Genomic DNA, 16,753 nt, shown 5'->3' with positions numbered 1-16,753 from the left:
AATGCCCCTGCAACTGAGCTTTGCCCAGGCCAGCGCCACCGGCCCGCGCGCGGAAAACCAGGACGCCCTGCGCCTGGTGACACCCGCCCCGGCGCTGGCCGCGAGCAAAGGCTATCTGGTCGCCATTGCCGATGGGGTCAGCCAGTGCGCCGACGGCGGCCTGGCCGCACGCTCAACCCTGCAAGCACTGGCGCTGGACTACTACGCCACGCCGCAAACCTGGAGCGTGGCCCAGGCACTGGATCGCCTGCTGCTCGCACAAAACCGCTGGTTACAGGCCAACGGCGGCGGACAGCCACTGCTCACCACCGTCAGCGCGCTCATCCTGCGCGGCCAGCGTTTCACCCTGGCCCACGTCGGCGATTGCCGGGTCTATCGCTGGCACGCCGACGCTTTGCAGCGGATTTCGCAGGACCATGTCTGGGAGCAGCCGGGCATGCAGCACGTGCTCAAGCGTGCGCTGGGGCTGGATCAGCATCTGGTGCTGGACTTTCTCGACGGCGAATTGCGCGAGGGTGAATGCTTCGTGCTGGTCAGCGACGGCGTGTGGTCGACTGTGGGCGATACCGCGATTGCAGCGATCCTGCGCGATCAACCGGATCTCGACAGCGCCGCACACACGCTGGTCAACGCCGCGCATCTGGCCGGCAGCCAGGACAACGCCAGTGCTCTGCTGGTGCGGGTCGATGCGCTGGGTGAAGCGAGTATTGGCGACGCGCTGATCCATTTGCAGCAATGGCCACTGCCGCCAGCGTTGAAAACCGCGCAGATGTTCGAAGGCTGGCAGGTGCAGGGCGTTGTCGCCCAGAGCCAGCAATCGCTGCTGTATCGCGTGCTGGACGGGCAAGGTCGGAGCTGGTTGTTGAAAACCCTGCCGCCACGGCTGGCCGATGATCCACAGGCCGGGCAAGCCTTGTTGTCGGAAGAATGGTTCCTCAGGCGTGTCGCCGGGCGGCATTTTCCTGAAGTCCACAGCGGCACGCAGCGTCAGCATTTGTACTACGTGATGCGCGAATATTCCGGGATGACCCTGGCGCGGCTGTTTCAACACAGCAGCCCGTTACCGTTGGCACAGTGGCAGGACATTGCCGAGCGTCTGCTGCGGGCGGTGGGCCTGCTGCATCGACGGCAGATTCTGCACCGCGACATCAAACCGGAGAATCTACACCTGGGCGACGATGGCGAGTTGCGCCTGCTGGATTTCGGTCTGGCGTATTGCCCCGGCCTGTCCGAAGACGCACCGTCAACGCTGCCGGGAACCCCGAGTTATATCGCCCCGGAAGCGTTTCGCGGCGAGCCACCGAGTGCGCAACAGGATCTGTACGCGGTGGGCGTGACCTTGTATTTCCTGCTCACGGGGCATTTTCCCTATGGCGAAATCGAAGCCTTTCAACGGCCGCGCTTCGGTGTGCCGGTGAGTGCCGGTCGCTACCGCCCGGACGTGCCGGAATGGCTTGCGCAGAGTCTGGAGCGAGGCGTGGCTGCCGATCCGCAACAGCGCTTTGAAACGGCTGAAGAATGGTTGCTGGTGCTGGAGCAAGGCGAACGACGCAGTTTGAGTGTGCGGCCCAGGCCTTTATTGGAGCGCGAGCCGTTGAAGGTCTGGCGGACGGTGGCGTTGCTGGCCCTGCTGGGGAATCTGGTGCTGCTAGTTGTGTTGTTTCACGGCTGAGACCGCGTCGCGTCATTCGCGAACAGGCCAGCCCAATCACAGCAATTCTGTCTGCCTGAATGCCCCGCGAACGAGCAACCCGCGTCGATTCGGTGCAAAAAATCCCCGTCTATAACCGCTTTCGCCTAATAAACACGCCACTCTCCCACTTGGCACAACCACTGCATTACCCGTTTCACCATACATAAAGCCCAACCTTCAACGACGAAGGTTGCGCTTCCCGAGAGAACGGGACCAGGACAAAGGCGTCCTCGCTAGGCAACTAGCGGGACGCCTTTTTTTGTTTGCGCAACTTTTGTCGAGCACGGCCTGACTGCCCACAAGAGGCCAGCCACCGCTCCCCGGAGAACCTGATGAAAAAACTCAAACTGGTGATGATCGGCAATGGCATGGCCGGGGTTCGCACCCTGGAAGAACTGCTCAAGCTGAGCAAAGAGCTGTACGACATCACGGTCTTCGGTGCCGAACCGCACACCAACTACAACCGCATCCTGCTGTCGCCGGTGCTGGCCGGTGAACAGACCTTCGAAGAGATCGTGCTCAACGACCTCGACTGGTACCTGGAAAACCACATCAAGTTGCTGCTCAACCGCAAGGTGGTGCAGATCGACCGGGTCAAACGCCGGGTGATCGCCGAAGACGGCACTGAAGCCGAATATGATCGCCTGCTGATTGCCACCGGCTCGACACCGTTCATCCTGCCGATCCCGGGCAATGACTTGCAGGGGGTGATCGGCTACCGCGACATCGCCGACACCCAGGCCATGATCGACACCGCCAGAACCCACAAGCACGCGGTGGTCATCGGCGGCGGCCTGCTCGGCCTCGAAGCCGCCAACGGCCTGATGCTGCGCGGCATGCACGTCACGGTGGTGCACATCGGCGAATGGCTGCTGGAGCGGCAACTGGACAAGACCAGCGGGCAACTGCTGCAAAGCGCCCTCGAAGCCCGTGGCCTGCACTTTCGTCTGTGCGAGCAGACCCAGGCCCTGCACGACGCGGGCAATGGCCGGGTCGGCTCGGTGCAGTTCAAGAACGGCGAGATCATCCCTGCCGATCTGGTAGTGATGGCGGCCGGCATCCGCCCCAACACCGAACTGGCGGAACGCGCCGGCATCCCGTGCAATCGCGGGATTCTGGTCAACGACACCCTGCAAACCTACGATCCGCGCATCTATGCCATTGGCGAGTGCGCCAGCCATCGCGGCATCGCGTATGGCCTGGTGGCGCCGCTGTTCGAACAGGCCAAGGTGTGCGCCAACCATCTCGCGCAACTGGGTTTCGCCCGGTATCAGGGTTCGGTCACCTCGACCAAATTGAAAGTCACCGGCATCGACCTGTTTTCCGCCGGCGATTTCATGGGCGGCGAAGGCACCGAAACCATCACCCTCTCCGACCCGATCGGAGGCGTGTACAAAAAACTGGTGATCAAGGATGACGTGCTGGTCGGCGCCTGTCTGTACGGCGATACGGCAGATGGCGGTTGGTATTTCCGACAGATTCGTGAGAATCACGCCATCGGCGAGATCCGCGATCACCTGATGTTTGGTGAAAATTCTATCGGCGACGTAGGACATCAGGGCCAGGACAAAGCCATGACCATGGCCGACACCGCCGAAGTCTGCGGCTGCAATGGCGTGTGCAAGGGCACCATCGTCAAGGCGATTCAGGAACACGGTCTGTTCAGCGTCGATGAAGTGAAGAAGCACACCAAAGCTGCAAGCTCGTGCGGCTCCTGCGCCGGGCTGGTCGAGCAGATCCTGATCAACACCGTCGGCGGCGCGGCGGACGTCAAACCGAAAAGCGAAAAAGCCATCTGTGGTTGCAGCGACCTCAACCACGGACAGATCCGCCAGGCGATCCGCGAACAGCATCTGCTGACCATCGCCGGCACCATGAGCTACCTCAACTGGCGCACCCCGAATGGCTGCGCCACCTGCCGTCCGGCGCTGAACTACTACCTGATTTCCACCTGGCCCGGCGAAGCCAAAGACGATCCGCAATCGCGCCTGATCAACGAACGTGCCCACGCCAACATTCAGAAGGACGGCACCTATTCGGTGGTGCCACGGATGTGGGGCGGCGTGACCAACCCTTCGGAACTGCGCCGGATTGCCGACGTGGCGGACAAATACAACGTACCCATGGTCAAGGTCACCGGCGGTCAGCGCATCGACCTGCTGGGGATCAAGAAACAGGACTTGCCCGGCGTCTGGAAGGACCTCGACATGCCCTCCGGCCACGCCTACGGCAAATCCATCCGCACCGTGAAAACCTGCGTCGGCAGCGAGTTCTGCCGTTTCGGCACGCAGAATTCGACGCAGCTGGGCATCGAGCTGGAACACGACCTCTTCAACATGTGGTCACCGCACAAAGTGAAACTCGCTGTCTCCGGGTGCCCACGCAACTGCTCGGAAGCGGGGATCAAGGACGTAGGAATCATCGGCGTCGACTCCGGTTGGGAGATGTACATCGGCGGCAACGGCGGGATCAAGACCGAAGTCGCCGAGTTCTTCGTCAAGCTGAAAACCGCCGAGGAAGTCCGCGAATACAACGGCGCGTTTCTGCAGCTGTACCGCGAAGAAGCCTTCTACCTCGAACGTACCGTGCACTACCTGCAACGGGTCGGCATGGAGCACATCAAGAAAGCCGTGCTGGAAGACCCCGAGCGTCGCAAGGCCCTGAATGAGCGCCTGCAGTTCTCCCTGTCGTTCGAACAAGACCCGTGGAAAGAGCGCCTCGCGCAGCCGCAACTGAAGAAAGAATTCGACGTGATCCCCGTGAAAAACCTGGAGGTGTCGGCATGAACTGGCTCGATATCTGTGCCCTGGAAGAGATCAATGCCCTCGGTTCGCGAATCATTGCCGGGCCGAAAGGCGACATCGCGATTTTTCGGACGAGTGATGATGAAGTTTTCGCCCTCGACGACCGCTGCCCGCACAAGGGCGGTCCGCTGTCACAAGGTTTGATCTACGGCAAACGCGTGGCCTGCCCGCTGCACAACTGGCAAATCGACCTGCAAACCGGCGAGGCCCAGGCTCCGGACATCGGCTGCGCGCACCATCATCCGGCCCGGGTCGAAAACGGCCGCGTGCAATTGGCCCTGCGGGAAGCGGTCTGATGAACCGCCAGACGACCGCCTCGACCTGCTGCTACTGCGGCGTCGGCTGCGGCGTGCTGATCGAGCATGACGGCGAGCGCATTCTCGGCGTCAGCGGCGATCCGGCGCATCCGGCCAACTTCGGCAAACTGTGCAGCAAAGGCTCGACCCTGCACTTGACCGGCGATCTGGCTGCCCGGGCGCTGTACCCGGAGCTGCGCTTGGGCAAAGGCCTGGCGCGCAGCCGTTGCGACTGGGACACGGCGCTGGATCACGCGACCCAGGTTTTTGCCGAGACCATCGTCGAACACGGCCCGGACAGCGTGGCGTTTTACATTTCCGGGCAGTTGCTGACCGAGGACTATTACGTCTTCAACAAATTGGCACGAGCACTGGTCGGCACCAACAACATCGACAGCAATTCCCGGCTGTGCATGTCGTCGGCGGTGGTCGGTTACAAGCGCAGCCTCGGCGCCGATGCGCCGCCGTGCAGTTACGAGGATCTGGAGCTGAGCGATTGCGTGATGATCGCCGGCAGTAACATGGCCTACGCCCATCCAGTCCTATTCCGACGCCTGGAAGAGGCAAAATCGCGCCGGCCGCAGATGAAGGTCATCGTCATCGATCCCCGGCGCACCGACACCTGTGAGCTGGCGGACCTACATCTGGCGATTCTGCCCGGCACCGATGTCGCGCTGTTCCATGGGATTTTGCATTTGCTGCTGTGGGAAGACCGGATCGACCGCGACTTCATCCAGGCGCACACCGACGGTTTGCCCGAGCTGAAAAATCTGGTGCGCGACTACACCCCGCAAATGGTTGCGCAACTCTGCGGGATCAGTGTCGAAGATTTGCAGCAGTGCGCGGAATGGGTGGGCACCGCGCCAAGCTTCCTGTCGCTATGGTGCATGGGCCTGAATCAGTCCACCGCTGGCAGCGCAAAAAACAGCGCGCTGATCAATCTGCACCTGGCCACCGGGCAAATCGGCCGCCCGGGTGCAGGACCTTTCTCTTTGACCGGTCAGCCAAATGCCATGGGCGGGCGGGAAACCGGCAGCCTGTCCAATTTGCTGCCCGGTCATCGTGAAGCGGCCAATCCCGAGCATCGCGACGAAGTGGCAGCCTGTTGGGGTGTCGATCAACTGCCTCAAACCAGTGGCCTCAGCGCTGTAGAGCTGTTCCAGCGGATGCGCAGCGGCCAGATCAAGGCGCTGTGGATTGCCTGCACCAATCCCGCACAGTCCATGCCTGATCAGCAGGCGGTGCGCGAGGCGCTGCAGACCTGCCCGTTCGTGGTGTTGCAGGAAGCCTTCCGCACCACCGAAACCGCCGCCTTCGCCGACCTGTTGTTACCCGCTGCCAGTTGGGGCGAGAAGGAAGGTTCGGTGACCAACTCCGAACGGCGCATTTCCCACGTACGACAGGCCATTCTCCCACCGGGCGAAGCACGGCCGGACTGGGCGATCACCGTGGATTTCGCACAGCGGCTGGAGAAACGTCTGCGCCCACTTCAGCCGAGCCTGTTTGCTTTCGAACAGCCGGCGCAGTTGTTCGACGAATATAAACAACTGACCCGTGGACGGGATCTGGACTTGTCGGGCCTCAGCCATCAATTGATCGATGAACTGGGACCGCAGCAATGGCCCTTCCCCGCCGGCGCCCGGCAAGGCACGGCACGCTTGTATGGCGACGGGATTTTTCCCACGGCTAACGGTCGTGCGCAGTTCGTCGCCGATCCCTATCGCGCCGCCAAAGAACAACGCGATGCACGGTTCCCACTGACGCTGATCACCGGCCGGCTGCGCGATCAATGGCACGGCATGAGCCGCACCGGCACGGCGGCGCAATTGTTCGGGCATGTCAGCGAAGCCGTGTTAAGCCTGCATCCGGACGAGCTACGCCGGCAGCGCTTGCAGCCGGGGGATCTGGTCAACCTGAAGAGTCGGCGCGGTGCCGTTATCGTCGCGGTCGCCAGCGATGACAGCGTGCGCCCCGGCCAGGCGTTTCTGCCGATGCATTGGGGCGACCGGTTTCTCAAGGGCGGGGTCAACAGTCTGACCTTGCCGGCCTTCGATCCTCTGTCGAAGCAGCCCGAACTCAAACACAGCGGCGTGCGTCTGGAAGCGGTAAATCTGCCATGGCACTTGTTCGCCCTGATCGAGGGCGATGTTCAACGGCATTTCGAGACGCTACGCCCCCTCTGCGAGGCGTTTTCCTACGTGAGCCTCAGCCTTGTCGGACGTGAGCGGCCCGCGCTGCTGATACGCGCTGCCAGCGTCACGCCGCCAGAGCCGCAACGGCTGCGCGATATCGACCAGTGCCTGGCGCTGCTCGACGGCCCAGTGCTGGCCTACGACGACCCGCGCCGCGCCATTGGCAAACGGGTACGCATTGAAAACGGCCGTATCACCGCAATCCGCCTCGCGGGCGAAACCCTGGCTCAGCACTGGCTGCAAGGCTTGTGGCTGGAGGGTCGCGCCGATGAACAACTGCGCCGCTGGCTTCTGGCGCCGATGAGTGCACCACCCGGCAATGCCGGCGCTCAGGCCAATCCCGGCAAAACCCTGTGCAACTGCAAAAACGTCAGTCACAGCGCGGTATGTGCCGGAATTCGCCAGGGCCTGGATCTGCAAGGTCTCAAACAACAACTGGGGTGCGGCACGCAATGCGGCTCGTGTGTCCCCGAAATCAAGCGTTTGCTGGCCGCTGATCTGCAGCCGGTATCGGTCATCTGAAGGAAAACACCATGAATGCAAAAGTCTGGCTGGTGGGCGCAGGCCCCGGTGATCCCGAGTTACTGACGCTCAAAGCGGTACGCGCGTTGCGCGAAGCAGAGGTGGTGTTGATTGACGATCTGGTCAATGACGCCGTGCTGGAGCATTGCCCTACGGCGCGAATCATTGCCGTGGGCAAGCGCGGTGGCTGTCGCTCGACGCCGCAGGCCTTCATCCACCGGCTGATGCTGCGTTATGCCCGCCAGGGCCAATGCGTGGTGCGGCTCAAGGGCGGTGACCCGTGCATTTTCGGCCGTGGTGGCGAGGAGGCGCAGTGGTTACGCGAACGCGGGGTTGAGGTCGAGCTGGTCAACGGCATTACCGCCGGACTTGCTGGCGCGACACAGTGCGATATTCCGCTGACGTTGCGTGGCGTGGCGCGCGGGGTGACGCTGGTGACCGCGCATACCCAGGACGATAGCCAATTGAACTGGCAGGCGCTGGCGCAAGGCGGGACGACACTGGTGATCTACATGGGGGTGGCCAAACTGGACGAGATCCGCGATCAACTGCTGGCCGGCGGGATGGCGGCGGATATGCCAGTGGCGATGATCGAGAATGCCTCTCTGCCAGAACAGCGCGAGTGCCGCAGTGATCTGATGAGCATGGGTGACGACGCCTGCAGGTTTGGACTGAAAAGCCCGGCCATTCTGGTCATTGGCGCGGTGGCCGCAGTTGTTGAAAATCAGAGGAGCGCAGCCTTCGGCAGCGCCTACAGGAGCAGCCCCTGTGCAGGAGCTGCCGCAGGTTGCGATCTGTAGCGCTTCAACGCCAAATCGCAGGCAAAGAAAAGCCCGGCCTGAGCCGGGCTTTTCTCGTAGCGGCAGCTAATTACTTAGCTTGAGCTTCAACCTGCGCTTCTACGCGACGGTTAACAGCACGGCCAGCTTCAGTTTTGTTGTCAGCAACTGGGCGGGATTCGCCGTAGCCGATCGACTGAACGCGGGACGACTCAACACCGTACTGCTGGGTCAGAACTTGCTTAACGGCGTTTGCACGACGCTCGGACAGTTTCTGGTTGTAAGCGTCAGGACCGACGGAGTCAGTGTGACCTTCAACAGTGGTGTGAGTGGCTGGATACTGCTTCATGAAGTCAGCCAGGTTCTTGATGTCAGCGTAGCTGTTTGGCTTGACGACCGACTTGTCGAAGTCGAACTTCACGTCCAGCTCTACACGAACAACTTCAGCAACTGCCGGGCAGCCATCAGCGTCAACAGTTACGTTGGCTGGGGTGTCCGGGCACTTGTCAACGTTGTCGCAAACGCCGTCGTTGTCGCTGTCGGAGCAGACTTCAGCTGGAGCTGGAACTGGAGCAGCAGCTGGCTTGCCGCCGCCACCGAAGTTCACACCCAGACCAACCGATGGAGCGTAGTCCCAACGGCCGTTGTCCAGTTTGTAGTCAGCTTCTACGCCAGCACGGGCGAAGAAGTTTTCGGCGAAGTAGTACTTAACGCCAGCGCCAGCAGTCAGGAAAGTCGACTGGTCGCGACCGGTGTGGCCGTCAGCAGCTACGTTGGTCAGGTTGCCGTGCTTAACGCCACCTTCAACGTATGGACGCAGAGCGTCGCCAGCGTTGTTGAAGTGGTATTGAGCGGTCAGACCGAAGTTGTCACCACGCAGTTTCTGGCTGCCGGTACCGTCGTTCGAACGGGTGTGGTTGTTACGATCCCAGCCGAAGTTGATCGAGACGTCATCGGTCAGGAAGTAACCGATTTTGGCGCCTGGGTTGAAGCCGTCTTCGACATGATCAATGCTGTCGTTGTACTGCTTCTTGTAGTTGATCTCGCCTTCAACTGCGCCTTGGCCTTGTGCCAGTGCGCCGAACGAAGTAGCGGCAATAAGAGAACCAATGGCCAAGCCCAAGGTGTTTTTCAGTTTCATCCGTTAAATCCCCATCTGGTGATTGTGAAGCAGTCCCGCAAACCGGGGGACAACTCGGCGGCAAGTCTATCAGAACTTGCCTACACGTAAGAGATATTTGCGCTGAACTAAGTTTCAGCAATGCCTGCAAATTTCTCACGCAATTTGTCTAGAGCACGTTTGTACCGCATTTTTGTCGCACTCAAACCCATGTGCATGATGTCTGCGATCTCCTGAAACTCCAGCTCTGCGACAAATCGTAGCACCAGAATTTCACGGTCAATCGGGTTCACATACACCAGCCAGCGATCAAGTCCGCCCTTCTCCTCGGGTTTCGGCGCCTTTTCTTCCGACGCTTCTTCCAGCGGGTCCAGACTCAAGGCGTCCATCAAGCGACGCTTTCGCCGTTCCTTCCGATACTGCGTGATGCATTCGTTATACGTGATGCTGTAGAGCCAGGTTTTGAACTTCGATTTCCCCTCGAAGTTCTTCAGGCCATACAACACCTTAAGCATCACTTCCTGACAGACATCGTCTGCGTCGCGATCGTTCCCAAGATATCTCGCACAAACGTTAAATAATGTTCTCTGGTAACGCCGCATCAGCTCTTCATAGGCGCGCGTCACGTGAAACAGCTCGGTATGCGAGCGCGCGACCAGCTCCTCATCAGAGAGCTCACGGGGGTCGTAGCGCGTGGATAGCGTTTGGGCTTTATTCAAAACAAGTCGTGCCGACAGTCAGGTCAATGTCCGCCGCACCCCTCTCAGGGCATTTTGCGGCGGCATACATTAGCAGGGTTTGCCGGGTTAGCGGCTACTCACATGCTGTTCCAGCAGGATCCGATTGGAAAGTGAGACTAGCTCACCCTCATCGGTCAGCAATGTGGTTTTAACCGTGCCGATCTCTTCGATCTGGCCTTCGACCTCACCAACACGCACTTGTTGCCCAACCTGGTACAACTCACGCACATAGATTCCCGCAAGAATCTGACCGGCAATTTCCCGGCTTCCCAACCCCATGGCCAGCGCTACGGCCAGACCAACGGTAATCAATACGATGACAATCACATGGTTCAGCAGGTCGGTCTTGACCTCAAGCTGACTGATCGCGACCGAGATGCTGATGATGATCACGAGTCCCTGGGCAATGCGGCCCAAACCCGAAGCGTAGTCCAGCCCTACGCCTTCTGCCGCCCCGCGCACGAGGCCATTGGCCAATTGCGCGAGCAAAACACCCACCAGCAACACCAGCGCGGCGCCGAAAACTTTCGGCAAATACAACGCCAGCATGTCCAGCGTAGCTGAAACTCGCTCAAGTCCAAGGGACTCTGCTGCAGAAACCAGAAAAATCAGCAGAACGAACCAGTAAACGATCTTGCCGATCAAGGTCGAGATCGGCACTTGCAGGCCGGCTCGCGACATCAATTTGGTCAGACCGGTGCCGCCCATCAGGCGATCAAGGCCCAGCTTGGCCAGCAGCTTGGACAGCAAGGTATCGAGCAACTTGGCCACCACGAAGCCCAACAGCAGCACGACCAGTGCGCCGAACAGGTTCGGGATGAAATTGGCGACTTTGGTCCACAACGCAGTCATTGCAGTGACGAGGCTCTGAGTCCAGAGATCAAGTTCCATATTCAATCAGCCTTATCAGCAGTGCGTGCAGTAGTTTTACGAAGACGGGAAACCGGCGAAACGTGGGCCGATCCGTTATTCAGGGCGATCATCAGCGCGGGCAACCAGCGGCCCAGCAGGCTGAACAGATCACCGGCGCCCACCTGGCGGTTGGCGGTTTTGAGTACGCGACCCAGGCAGGCATCGTCGTCGCGGCTGGACGGCGAAGCGTTGAGCATGTCGCGCAAAGACTGTTCAAACGGATCGTGCATACGCACCTCTCGTGATGTCTGTGAAAGACGCGGGCAAATTTGGTCGGGTCACATGTTGCATATTCACACCCAGCGCAAACGGCGGAATAACCACCATTGACCGAAGGCCATCGCCAGCACTGTCAGACAGGCAATCAGGAAACCATAAGGGCTGCTCGAGAACGGAATGCCGCCCACGTTGATACCCAATAGACCGGTGAGAAAACTCATCGGCAAAAAGATGCAGGTGATGATGCCGAAGCGGTACATCGTGCGATTCATGCGCACGTTCAAACGCCGGTCTTCGGCCTCCAGCACAAGCCCCATGCGCTCTCGGGTCAGTTCCAGCTCTTCGAGATAGCGGGTCAGGCTGTTGTTCAATTCGTTCCAGTAGTCGGCGTCATCATCGACAAACCATGGCAGTTTTATCCGCGTCAGTTGTCCGAAAATATCCCGCTGCGGCGCCAGAAAACGTTTCAATCCGGCCGCTCTGCGACGGATGTGCAAAATCGAGCCATGTTCGGGGGTATACCGTTCGTCGGTATCCAGCTTTTCTTCCTCTTCATCGACCAGCTCCGACAGGCAGGTGACCAGATCCTGCACCTTGTGGGTGAGGAATTGCGCCAGATACAGGATCAGTTCAGAAGAGGTTTTCGGGCCTTTGCCTTCGCTCAGCAGCGCCAGCAGTTCATCGGTGGCACGCAACGGGCGCAGACGCAGCGAGATGACGCGCTGGGCGGAGGCGAAAATCCGCACCGAGACCATGTCTTCCGGCTCGGCCCCCGGGTTGAGGTTGACCCCGCGCAGAAACAGCAGCAACTCGGCATCCGGCAACGGCAGGAGGCGCGGCCGAGTGTTCTCCTCCAGCAGCAGGTCGCAGGCGAATTCATTCAGGCCGCTGGATTTGCGCAGCCAGGTCTGGGTTTGCGGATGACTGCGATCCCAATGCAGCCACAGGCTCTCATGGGCCTGCAGTTGCAGATCGTCGAGCTCAGTCCGGGCAATCGAACGCGCACCGCCTTTACCGTCCAGCACCAGGGCATGCACCAGCCCCCACTGCGCGTTTTCTTCCTCGAACATCCGCATCCCTTTGTCGAAAACTTTATTCAGGCATCTGCAGCGGGCTCGGCGAAACGATCACGCCGTTGTTGTCCGCATAGATGTAATGGCCCGGATGGAACGTCACGCCAGCGAAAGTCACCGCTACGTTGAGATCACCGATGCCACGTTTTTCGGTCTTCATCGGATGGCTGGCCAACGCCTGAACGCCGAGATCGGTCTGGGCAATAACGTCGACATCACGGATGCAACCGTAGATGACCATCCCTTCCCAGCCGTTTTTCGCGGCTTTCTCGGCGATCATGTCGCCCAGCAGCGCGCGACGCAGCGAACCGCCGCCATCGACCACCAGCACCTTGCCGTTACCCTTGAGTTCGGCTTGCTCCTTGACCAGCGAGTTGTCTTCGAAACATTTGATGGTCACGATTTCGCCGCCGAAGGAATCACGGCCGCCGAAATTGCTGAACATCGGTTCCAGCACCTGCACCAGCTCCGGATAGGCGTCGCACAGGTCAGGCGTAAGGTAATGGTTCATCGAAAAACTCCTGTAAAAAGGAAGACGATCTAGGATGTCGCACTCTGTTGAAACGAGTCCCGGCGGTCGCTGTTTACCTTAGTTCATGCCATGGTCGCTGAACGAACCTGAACAAACGCTGAAACGTAATAGCTAAACAGCCACCAAATATGACCAGAACCGCACAATGCGTCATATCTTAGCCGCAAGCCGACCTGAACGAAATGCCCTTTTCAGAGCCCCCGGCTCAGACCGCAGCAGCAAGATCCGGCTTGTCGCCGAGCAACGGCGTCTGCTGATCGCTCAACCAGCGCGCCACCAGTGGCCAGACCTCGGCCTGCGCCGCTTTGCTCACCAGCATCTCGACATGCCCGAAGTTGTCGCTGAAGCCCTGCTCGCGCCCCAGATTGACGAACTGTTTGTGCTCGGAGCCGATCTGCTCGAACAGTTTGCGACAGGCCCACGCCGGATCCTGGTGATCCCCCGCTGCCGTCACGGCCAGCACCGGCACCTGCACCTCGGCAAGTCCCGCCCACCAATCCTTGTCCTTGTCGCCAAACCGCCCGAACAGGCCGTACCAGCGCATGCTTTCCAGCGCCAGACCGATGGGTTCGTCTTCCGGTCCGCGCTTGAGGCGTGAGCCCGACAACTGCGCGAAGCGCTTGAGAATGAAGCGCCCGCTCCACTCCACTGGCGGGATCTTCAACGGCCAGTAAGTGCGGCTGACCTGCGTGCCGAAAAACGCCGCCGAGGCCACCGCCGGCTCGCCGAGGTATTCGCCACCGAGCGCCGCCGCCAGGGTAATGCCACCCAGCGAATGGCCGATCCAGTGCGGGACCTGCTCGCTCTGCTCACGGACGAACGCGGCAATCGCCGGCAGATCGTAACGGGCGTAGTCAGCCACGCGGTTGCGCCGGTAATCCTCGTTGCGCTGCGACAGGCCGTGACCACGCATTTCCGGGATCCACACGTCGAAGCCCAGACGCGTCAGGTAAGCGCCCAGGCCCAGGCCTTTGGGGGAAAACCAGAAGCGCCGGTTGGAAAAACTGCCATGCAGCAAAATCACCGGCACGCCGCGCGGCGCCGTGTCATCCGCCATGCCCAAGCGGGTCACGGCGATTTCCACGGACCAGTCGGGACTGTTGCCGGGTTTGAGTCGATAGACATCTTCGCTCAGATCACCGCGACGTTCGGCGCTGATCAGGGCGACAGGAAACAGGTTGCTGCTGCTTTGCATAATGCTCTTGCACAAAAAAGGGCGGCATCTACAGGAGCCCGCCCTACTCAAATCTCAAACCCGCCTCCTGTGGGAGCGAGCCTGCTCACGAAAGCGGAGTGTCAGCCAACATCACTGATGAATGTTGCTCCGTCTTCGCGAGCAGGCGCGCTCCCACAAGGGAACGGGCCGTTCACATCTGCTTACGCCTGCGCTTGGCCTTCAGCGAGGAAGAACCAGGTTTCCAGTACGGAGTCCGGGTTCAGCGACACGCTTTCGATGCCCTGCTCCATCAGCCATTTGGCCAGGTCCGGGTGATCCGAAGGGCCCTGACCGCAAATGCCGATGTACTTGCCGGCCTTGTTGCACGCGGCAATCGCATTGGCCAGCAGCTTCTTCACCGCCGGATTACGCTCGTCGAACAGGTGCGCGATGATCCCGGAGTCACGGTCAAGGCCCAGGGTCAACTGGGTCAGGTCGTTGGAACCGATGGAGAAACCGTCAAAGAATTCGAGGAATTCTTCAGCGAGAATCGCGTTGGATGGCAGTTCGCACATCATGATCACGCGCAAGCCGTTATCGCCACGGGCCAGGCCGTTTTCGGCGAGCAGATCGACCACCTGGCTGGCTTCGCCCAGGGTACGGACGAACGGCACCATGATTTCGACGTTGGTCAGGCCCATCTCGTTGCGCACGCGTTTCAGCGCGCGGCATTCGAGTTCGAAGCAGTCACGGAACGATTCGCTGATGTAACGCGAAGCGCCACGGAAGCCGAGCATCGGGTTTTCTTCTTCCGGCTCGTACAGCTTGCCGCCGATCAGGTTGGCGTACTCGTTGGACTTGAAGTCCGACAGACGCACGATGACCTTTTTCGGCCAGAACGCGGCCGCGAGGGTGCTGATGCCTTCCACCAGTTTTTCGACGTAGAAACCGACCGGATCGTGGTAACCGGCGATGCGCTTGTCGACGCTGTCCTTGATTTCCTGCGGCAGGCCGTCGTAGTTCAACAGCGCTTTCGGGTGTACGCCGATCATGCGGTTGATGATGAACTCCAGACGCGCCAGGCCGACACCGGCGTTCGGCAACTGCGCGAAGTCGAAGGCGCGGTCCGGGTTGCCGACGTTCATCATGATTTTGAACGGCAGCTCCGGCATGGCGTCCACGGAGTTTTTCTTGACGTCGAAGCCCAGTTCGCCTTCGAAGATGTAACCGGTGTCGCCTTCGGCGCAGGACACGGTCACGCCCTGGCCATCCTTCAGCAGTTGGGTGGCGTTGCCGCAACCCACCACCGCCGGAATCCCCAGTTCACGGGCGATGATCGCCGCGTGACAGGTACGGCCGCCACGGTTGGTGACGATGGCGCTGGCGCGCTTCATCACCGGTTCCCAGTCCGGGTCGGTCATGTCGGAGACCAGCACGTCACCGGCCTGGACTTTGTCCATTTCCGAGACGTCCTTGATGATCCGCACTTTACCGGCGCCGATGCGCTGGCCAATGGCACGACCTTCCACCAGCACAGTGCCGGTTTCTTTCAGCAGGTAACGTTCCATGACGTTGGCCTGGGTGCGGCTTTTCACGGTTTCCGGGCGGGCCTGCACGATGTACAGCTTGCCGTCGTCACCGTCCTTGGCCCACTCGATGTCCATCGGGCAGCCGTAGTGCTTCTCGATGATCATCGCCTGCTTGGCCAGCTCGCTGACTTCAGCGTCGGTCAGGCAGAAACGTGCGCGCTCAGCCTTGTCGACATCGACGGTCTTCACCGAACGACCGGCCTTGGCCTCGTCGCCGTAGATCATTTTGATGGCTTTGCTGCCCAGGTTGCGACGCAGGATCGCCGGGCGACCCGCCTCCAGCGTGCCTTTGTGCACGTAGAACTCATCCGGGTTGACCGCGCCTTGGACGACGGTTTCGCCCAGACCGTAGGCGCCGGTGATGAACACCACGTCACGGAAACCGGATTCGGTATCGAGGGTGAACATCACGCCGGCGGTGCCGGTTTCCGAACGCACCATGCGCTGCACGCCAGCCGACAGGGCGACCAGTTTGTGGTCGAAGCCCTGGTGCACGCGGTAGGAGATGGCGCGGTCGTTGAACAGCGAAGCGAACACCTCTTTGGCGGCGCGGATAACGTTTTCCACGCCACGGATGTTCAGGAAGGTTTCCTGCTGACCGGCGAACGAGGCGTCCGGCAAGTCTTCGGCGGTGGCGGAAGAGCGCACGGCCACGGCCACGTCAGGATTACCGGCCGACAGCGCGGCGAACGCGGTGCGGATCTCGGTATTCAGTTTTTCGGGGAATTCGGCTTCCATGATCCATTGACGGATCTGTGCACCGGTCTTGGCCAGCGCGTTGACGTCATCGACGTCCAGGGCGTCGAGAGCCTTGTGGATCTGGTCGTTGAGGCCGCTCAGTTCGAGAAAGTCGCGATAGGCCTGCGCGGTGGTGGCAAAGCCGCCGGGGACCGACACACCGGCACCCGCCAGGTTGCTGATCATCTCGCCCAGGGATGCGTTCTTGCCCCCCACATGCTCAACATCGTGTTTGCCGAGCTTATCGAGGGAAACTACGTACTCTACCAAGGTGATCTCTCCACTAACTGTGTTGGAAAAGCTCAGAAACCGGCAGCTCGGGGGAGCGTTGGCCGGCTGTATGGCCTGGACCTGGAAAATAAGTGAGAATGCGGGCCAATGGCGGCCG

13 protein-coding genes are annotated in these 16,753 nt (G+C 60.5%); 5 read left to right on the top strand and 8 right to left on the bottom strand.

Going from position 1 to position 16,753, the window contains the following annotated elements; all coding sequences use genetic code 11:
- The first annotated feature begins 1 nt into the window (after nucleotide 1).
- The 5 genes from GTQ41_RS09220 to cobA all read left to right on the top strand — a co-directional run bounded on the left by GTQ41_RS09220 (nucleotide 2) and on the right by cobA (nucleotide 8,307).
- Nucleotides 2–1,672: a bifunctional protein-serine/threonine kinase/phosphatase gene (locus GTQ41_RS09220; protein ID WP_047293009.1), complete on the top strand. Its 1,671-nt coding sequence runs from the start codon at nucleotides 2–4 to the stop codon at nucleotides 1,670–1,672.
- A gap of 353 nt (nucleotides 1,673–2,025) precedes the next feature.
- Nucleotides 2,026–4,479 carry a nitrite reductase large subunit NirB gene (gene nirB, locus GTQ41_RS09215; protein WP_047293007.1) on the top strand — a complete coding sequence of 818 codons (2,454 nt, stop codon included), beginning with the start codon at nucleotides 2,026–2,028 and terminating at the stop codon, nucleotides 4,477–4,479.
- On the top strand, nucleotides 4,476–4,793 hold the full coding sequence (gene nirD / locus GTQ41_RS09210) for a nitrite reductase small subunit NirD (RefSeq protein ID WP_041067740.1): 318 nt from the start codon (nucleotides 4,476–4,478) through the stop codon (nucleotides 4,791–4,793). The genes nirB and nirD overlap by 4 nt, the downstream gene beginning before the upstream one ends.
- Nucleotides 4,793–7,507, top strand: a complete 2,715-nt coding sequence (locus GTQ41_RS09205; RefSeq protein WP_047293005.1) for a nitrate reductase — start codon at nucleotides 4,793–4,795, stop codon at nucleotides 7,505–7,507. The genes nirD and GTQ41_RS09205 overlap by 1 nt, the downstream gene beginning before the upstream one ends.
- 11 nt (nucleotides 7,508–7,518) lie before the next feature.
- A complete protein-coding gene (gene cobA, locus GTQ41_RS09200) occupies nucleotides 7,519–8,307 on the top strand; it encodes a uroporphyrinogen-III C-methyltransferase (RefSeq protein ID WP_047293003.1) in 789 nt (262 codons plus the stop codon).
- Nucleotides 8,308–8,377: 70 nt separating this feature from the next.
- Here cobA and GTQ41_RS09195 read toward each other — a convergent pair whose 3' ends face one another.
- From GTQ41_RS09195 to ppsA, 8 genes are all read right to left on the bottom strand, one after another.
- Complete coding sequence (locus GTQ41_RS09195; protein ID WP_027613290.1) at nucleotides 8,378–9,427, bottom strand: OmpA family protein; 1,050 nt, start codon at nucleotides 9,425–9,427, stop codon at nucleotides 8,378–8,380.
- A gap of 107 nt (nucleotides 9,428–9,534) precedes the next feature.
- A complete protein-coding gene (gene sigX, locus GTQ41_RS09190; RefSeq protein WP_011333251.1) occupies nucleotides 9,535–10,125 on the bottom strand; it encodes an RNA polymerase sigma factor SigX in 591 nt (196 codons plus the stop codon).
- 87 nt (nucleotides 10,126–10,212) lie between these two features.
- Complete coding sequence (locus GTQ41_RS09185) at nucleotides 10,213–11,037, bottom strand: mechanosensitive ion channel domain-containing protein (protein WP_007916401.1); 825 nt, start codon at nucleotides 11,035–11,037, stop codon at nucleotides 10,213–10,215.
- A gap of 2 nt (nucleotides 11,038–11,039) precedes the next feature.
- Nucleotides 11,040–11,288: a hypothetical protein gene (locus tag GTQ41_RS09180; RefSeq protein WP_003223293.1), complete on the bottom strand. Its 249-nt coding sequence runs from the start codon at nucleotides 11,286–11,288 to the stop codon at nucleotides 11,040–11,042.
- A 63-nt stretch (nucleotides 11,289–11,351) separates the two neighbouring features.
- Entirely contained in the window at nucleotides 11,352–12,347 is a 996-nt protein-coding gene (locus tag GTQ41_RS09175) for a zinc transporter ZntB (protein ID WP_047292999.1), read from the bottom strand.
- A 22-nt stretch (nucleotides 12,348–12,369) separates the two neighbouring features.
- Entirely contained in the window at nucleotides 12,370–12,861 is a 492-nt protein-coding gene (gene rraA / locus GTQ41_RS09170) for a ribonuclease E activity regulator RraA (RefSeq protein WP_041067666.1), read from the bottom strand.
- Nucleotides 12,862–13,087: 226 nt separating this feature from the next.
- Nucleotides 13,088–14,077 (bottom strand): alpha/beta fold hydrolase, encoded by a 990-nt coding sequence (locus GTQ41_RS09165; RefSeq protein ID WP_047292997.1) that lies wholly within the window; start codon nucleotides 14,075–14,077, stop codon nucleotides 13,088–13,090.
- A gap of 182 nt (nucleotides 14,078–14,259) precedes the next feature.
- The gene (ppsA, locus tag GTQ41_RS09160; protein ID WP_041067660.1) at nucleotides 14,260–16,635 is read right to left on the bottom strand and encodes a phosphoenolpyruvate synthase; all 2,376 of its coding nucleotides are present in this window, start codon (nucleotides 16,633–16,635) and stop codon (nucleotides 14,260–14,262) included.
- Nucleotides 16,636–16,753 lie beyond the last annotated feature (118 nt).

Source organism: Pseudomonas sp. AN-B15 (genome assembly GCF_019056475.1).
GTDB lineage: Bacteria > Pseudomonadota > Gammaproteobacteria > Pseudomonadales > Pseudomonadaceae > Aquipseudomonas > Aquipseudomonas parakoreensis.
Note: the sequence above shows the minus strand (reverse complement) of the source record. Positions and strands in the feature narration are given on the sequence as shown.

Excerpts from the sequence above, each read along its gene's own strand:
- GTQ41_RS09220 (WP_047293009.1), top strand. The coding sequence starts at position 2 with ATGCCCCTGCAACTGAGCTTTGCCCAGGCCAGCGCCACCGGCCCGCGC.
- GTQ41_RS09195 (WP_027613290.1), bottom strand. The coding sequence starts at position 9,427 with ATGAAACTGAAAAACACCTTGGGCTTGGCCATTGGTTCTCTTATTGCC.
- GTQ41_RS09180 (WP_003223293.1), bottom strand. The coding sequence starts at position 11,288 with ATGCACGATCCGTTTGAACAGTCTTTGCGCGACATGCTCAACGCTTCG.
- rraA (WP_041067666.1), bottom strand. The coding sequence starts at position 12,861 with ATGAACCATTACCTTACGCCTGACCTGTGCGACGCCTATCCGGAGCTG.
- nirB (WP_047293007.1), top strand. The coding sequence starts at position 2,026 with ATGAAAAAACTCAAACTGGTGATGATCGGCAATGGCATGGCCGGGGTT.
- GTQ41_RS09165 (WP_047292997.1), bottom strand. The coding sequence starts at position 14,077 with ATGCAAAGCAGCAGCAACCTGTTTCCTGTCGCCCTGATCAGCGCCGAA.
- cobA (WP_047293003.1), top strand. The coding sequence starts at position 7,519 with ATGAATGCAAAAGTCTGGCTGGTGGGCGCAGGCCCCGGTGATCCCGAG.
- GTQ41_RS09175 (WP_047292999.1), bottom strand. The coding sequence starts at position 12,347 with ATGTTCGAGGAAGAAAACGCGCAGTGGGGGCTGGTGCATGCCCTGGTG.
- nirD (WP_041067740.1), top strand. The coding sequence starts at position 4,476 with ATGAACTGGCTCGATATCTGTGCCCTGGAAGAGATCAATGCCCTCGGT.
- GTQ41_RS09205 (WP_047293005.1), top strand. The coding sequence starts at position 4,793 with ATGAACCGCCAGACGACCGCCTCGACCTGCTGCTACTGCGGCGTCGGC.
- GTQ41_RS09185 (WP_007916401.1), bottom strand. The coding sequence starts at position 11,037 with ATGGAACTTGATCTCTGGACTCAGAGCCTCGTCACTGCAATGACTGCG.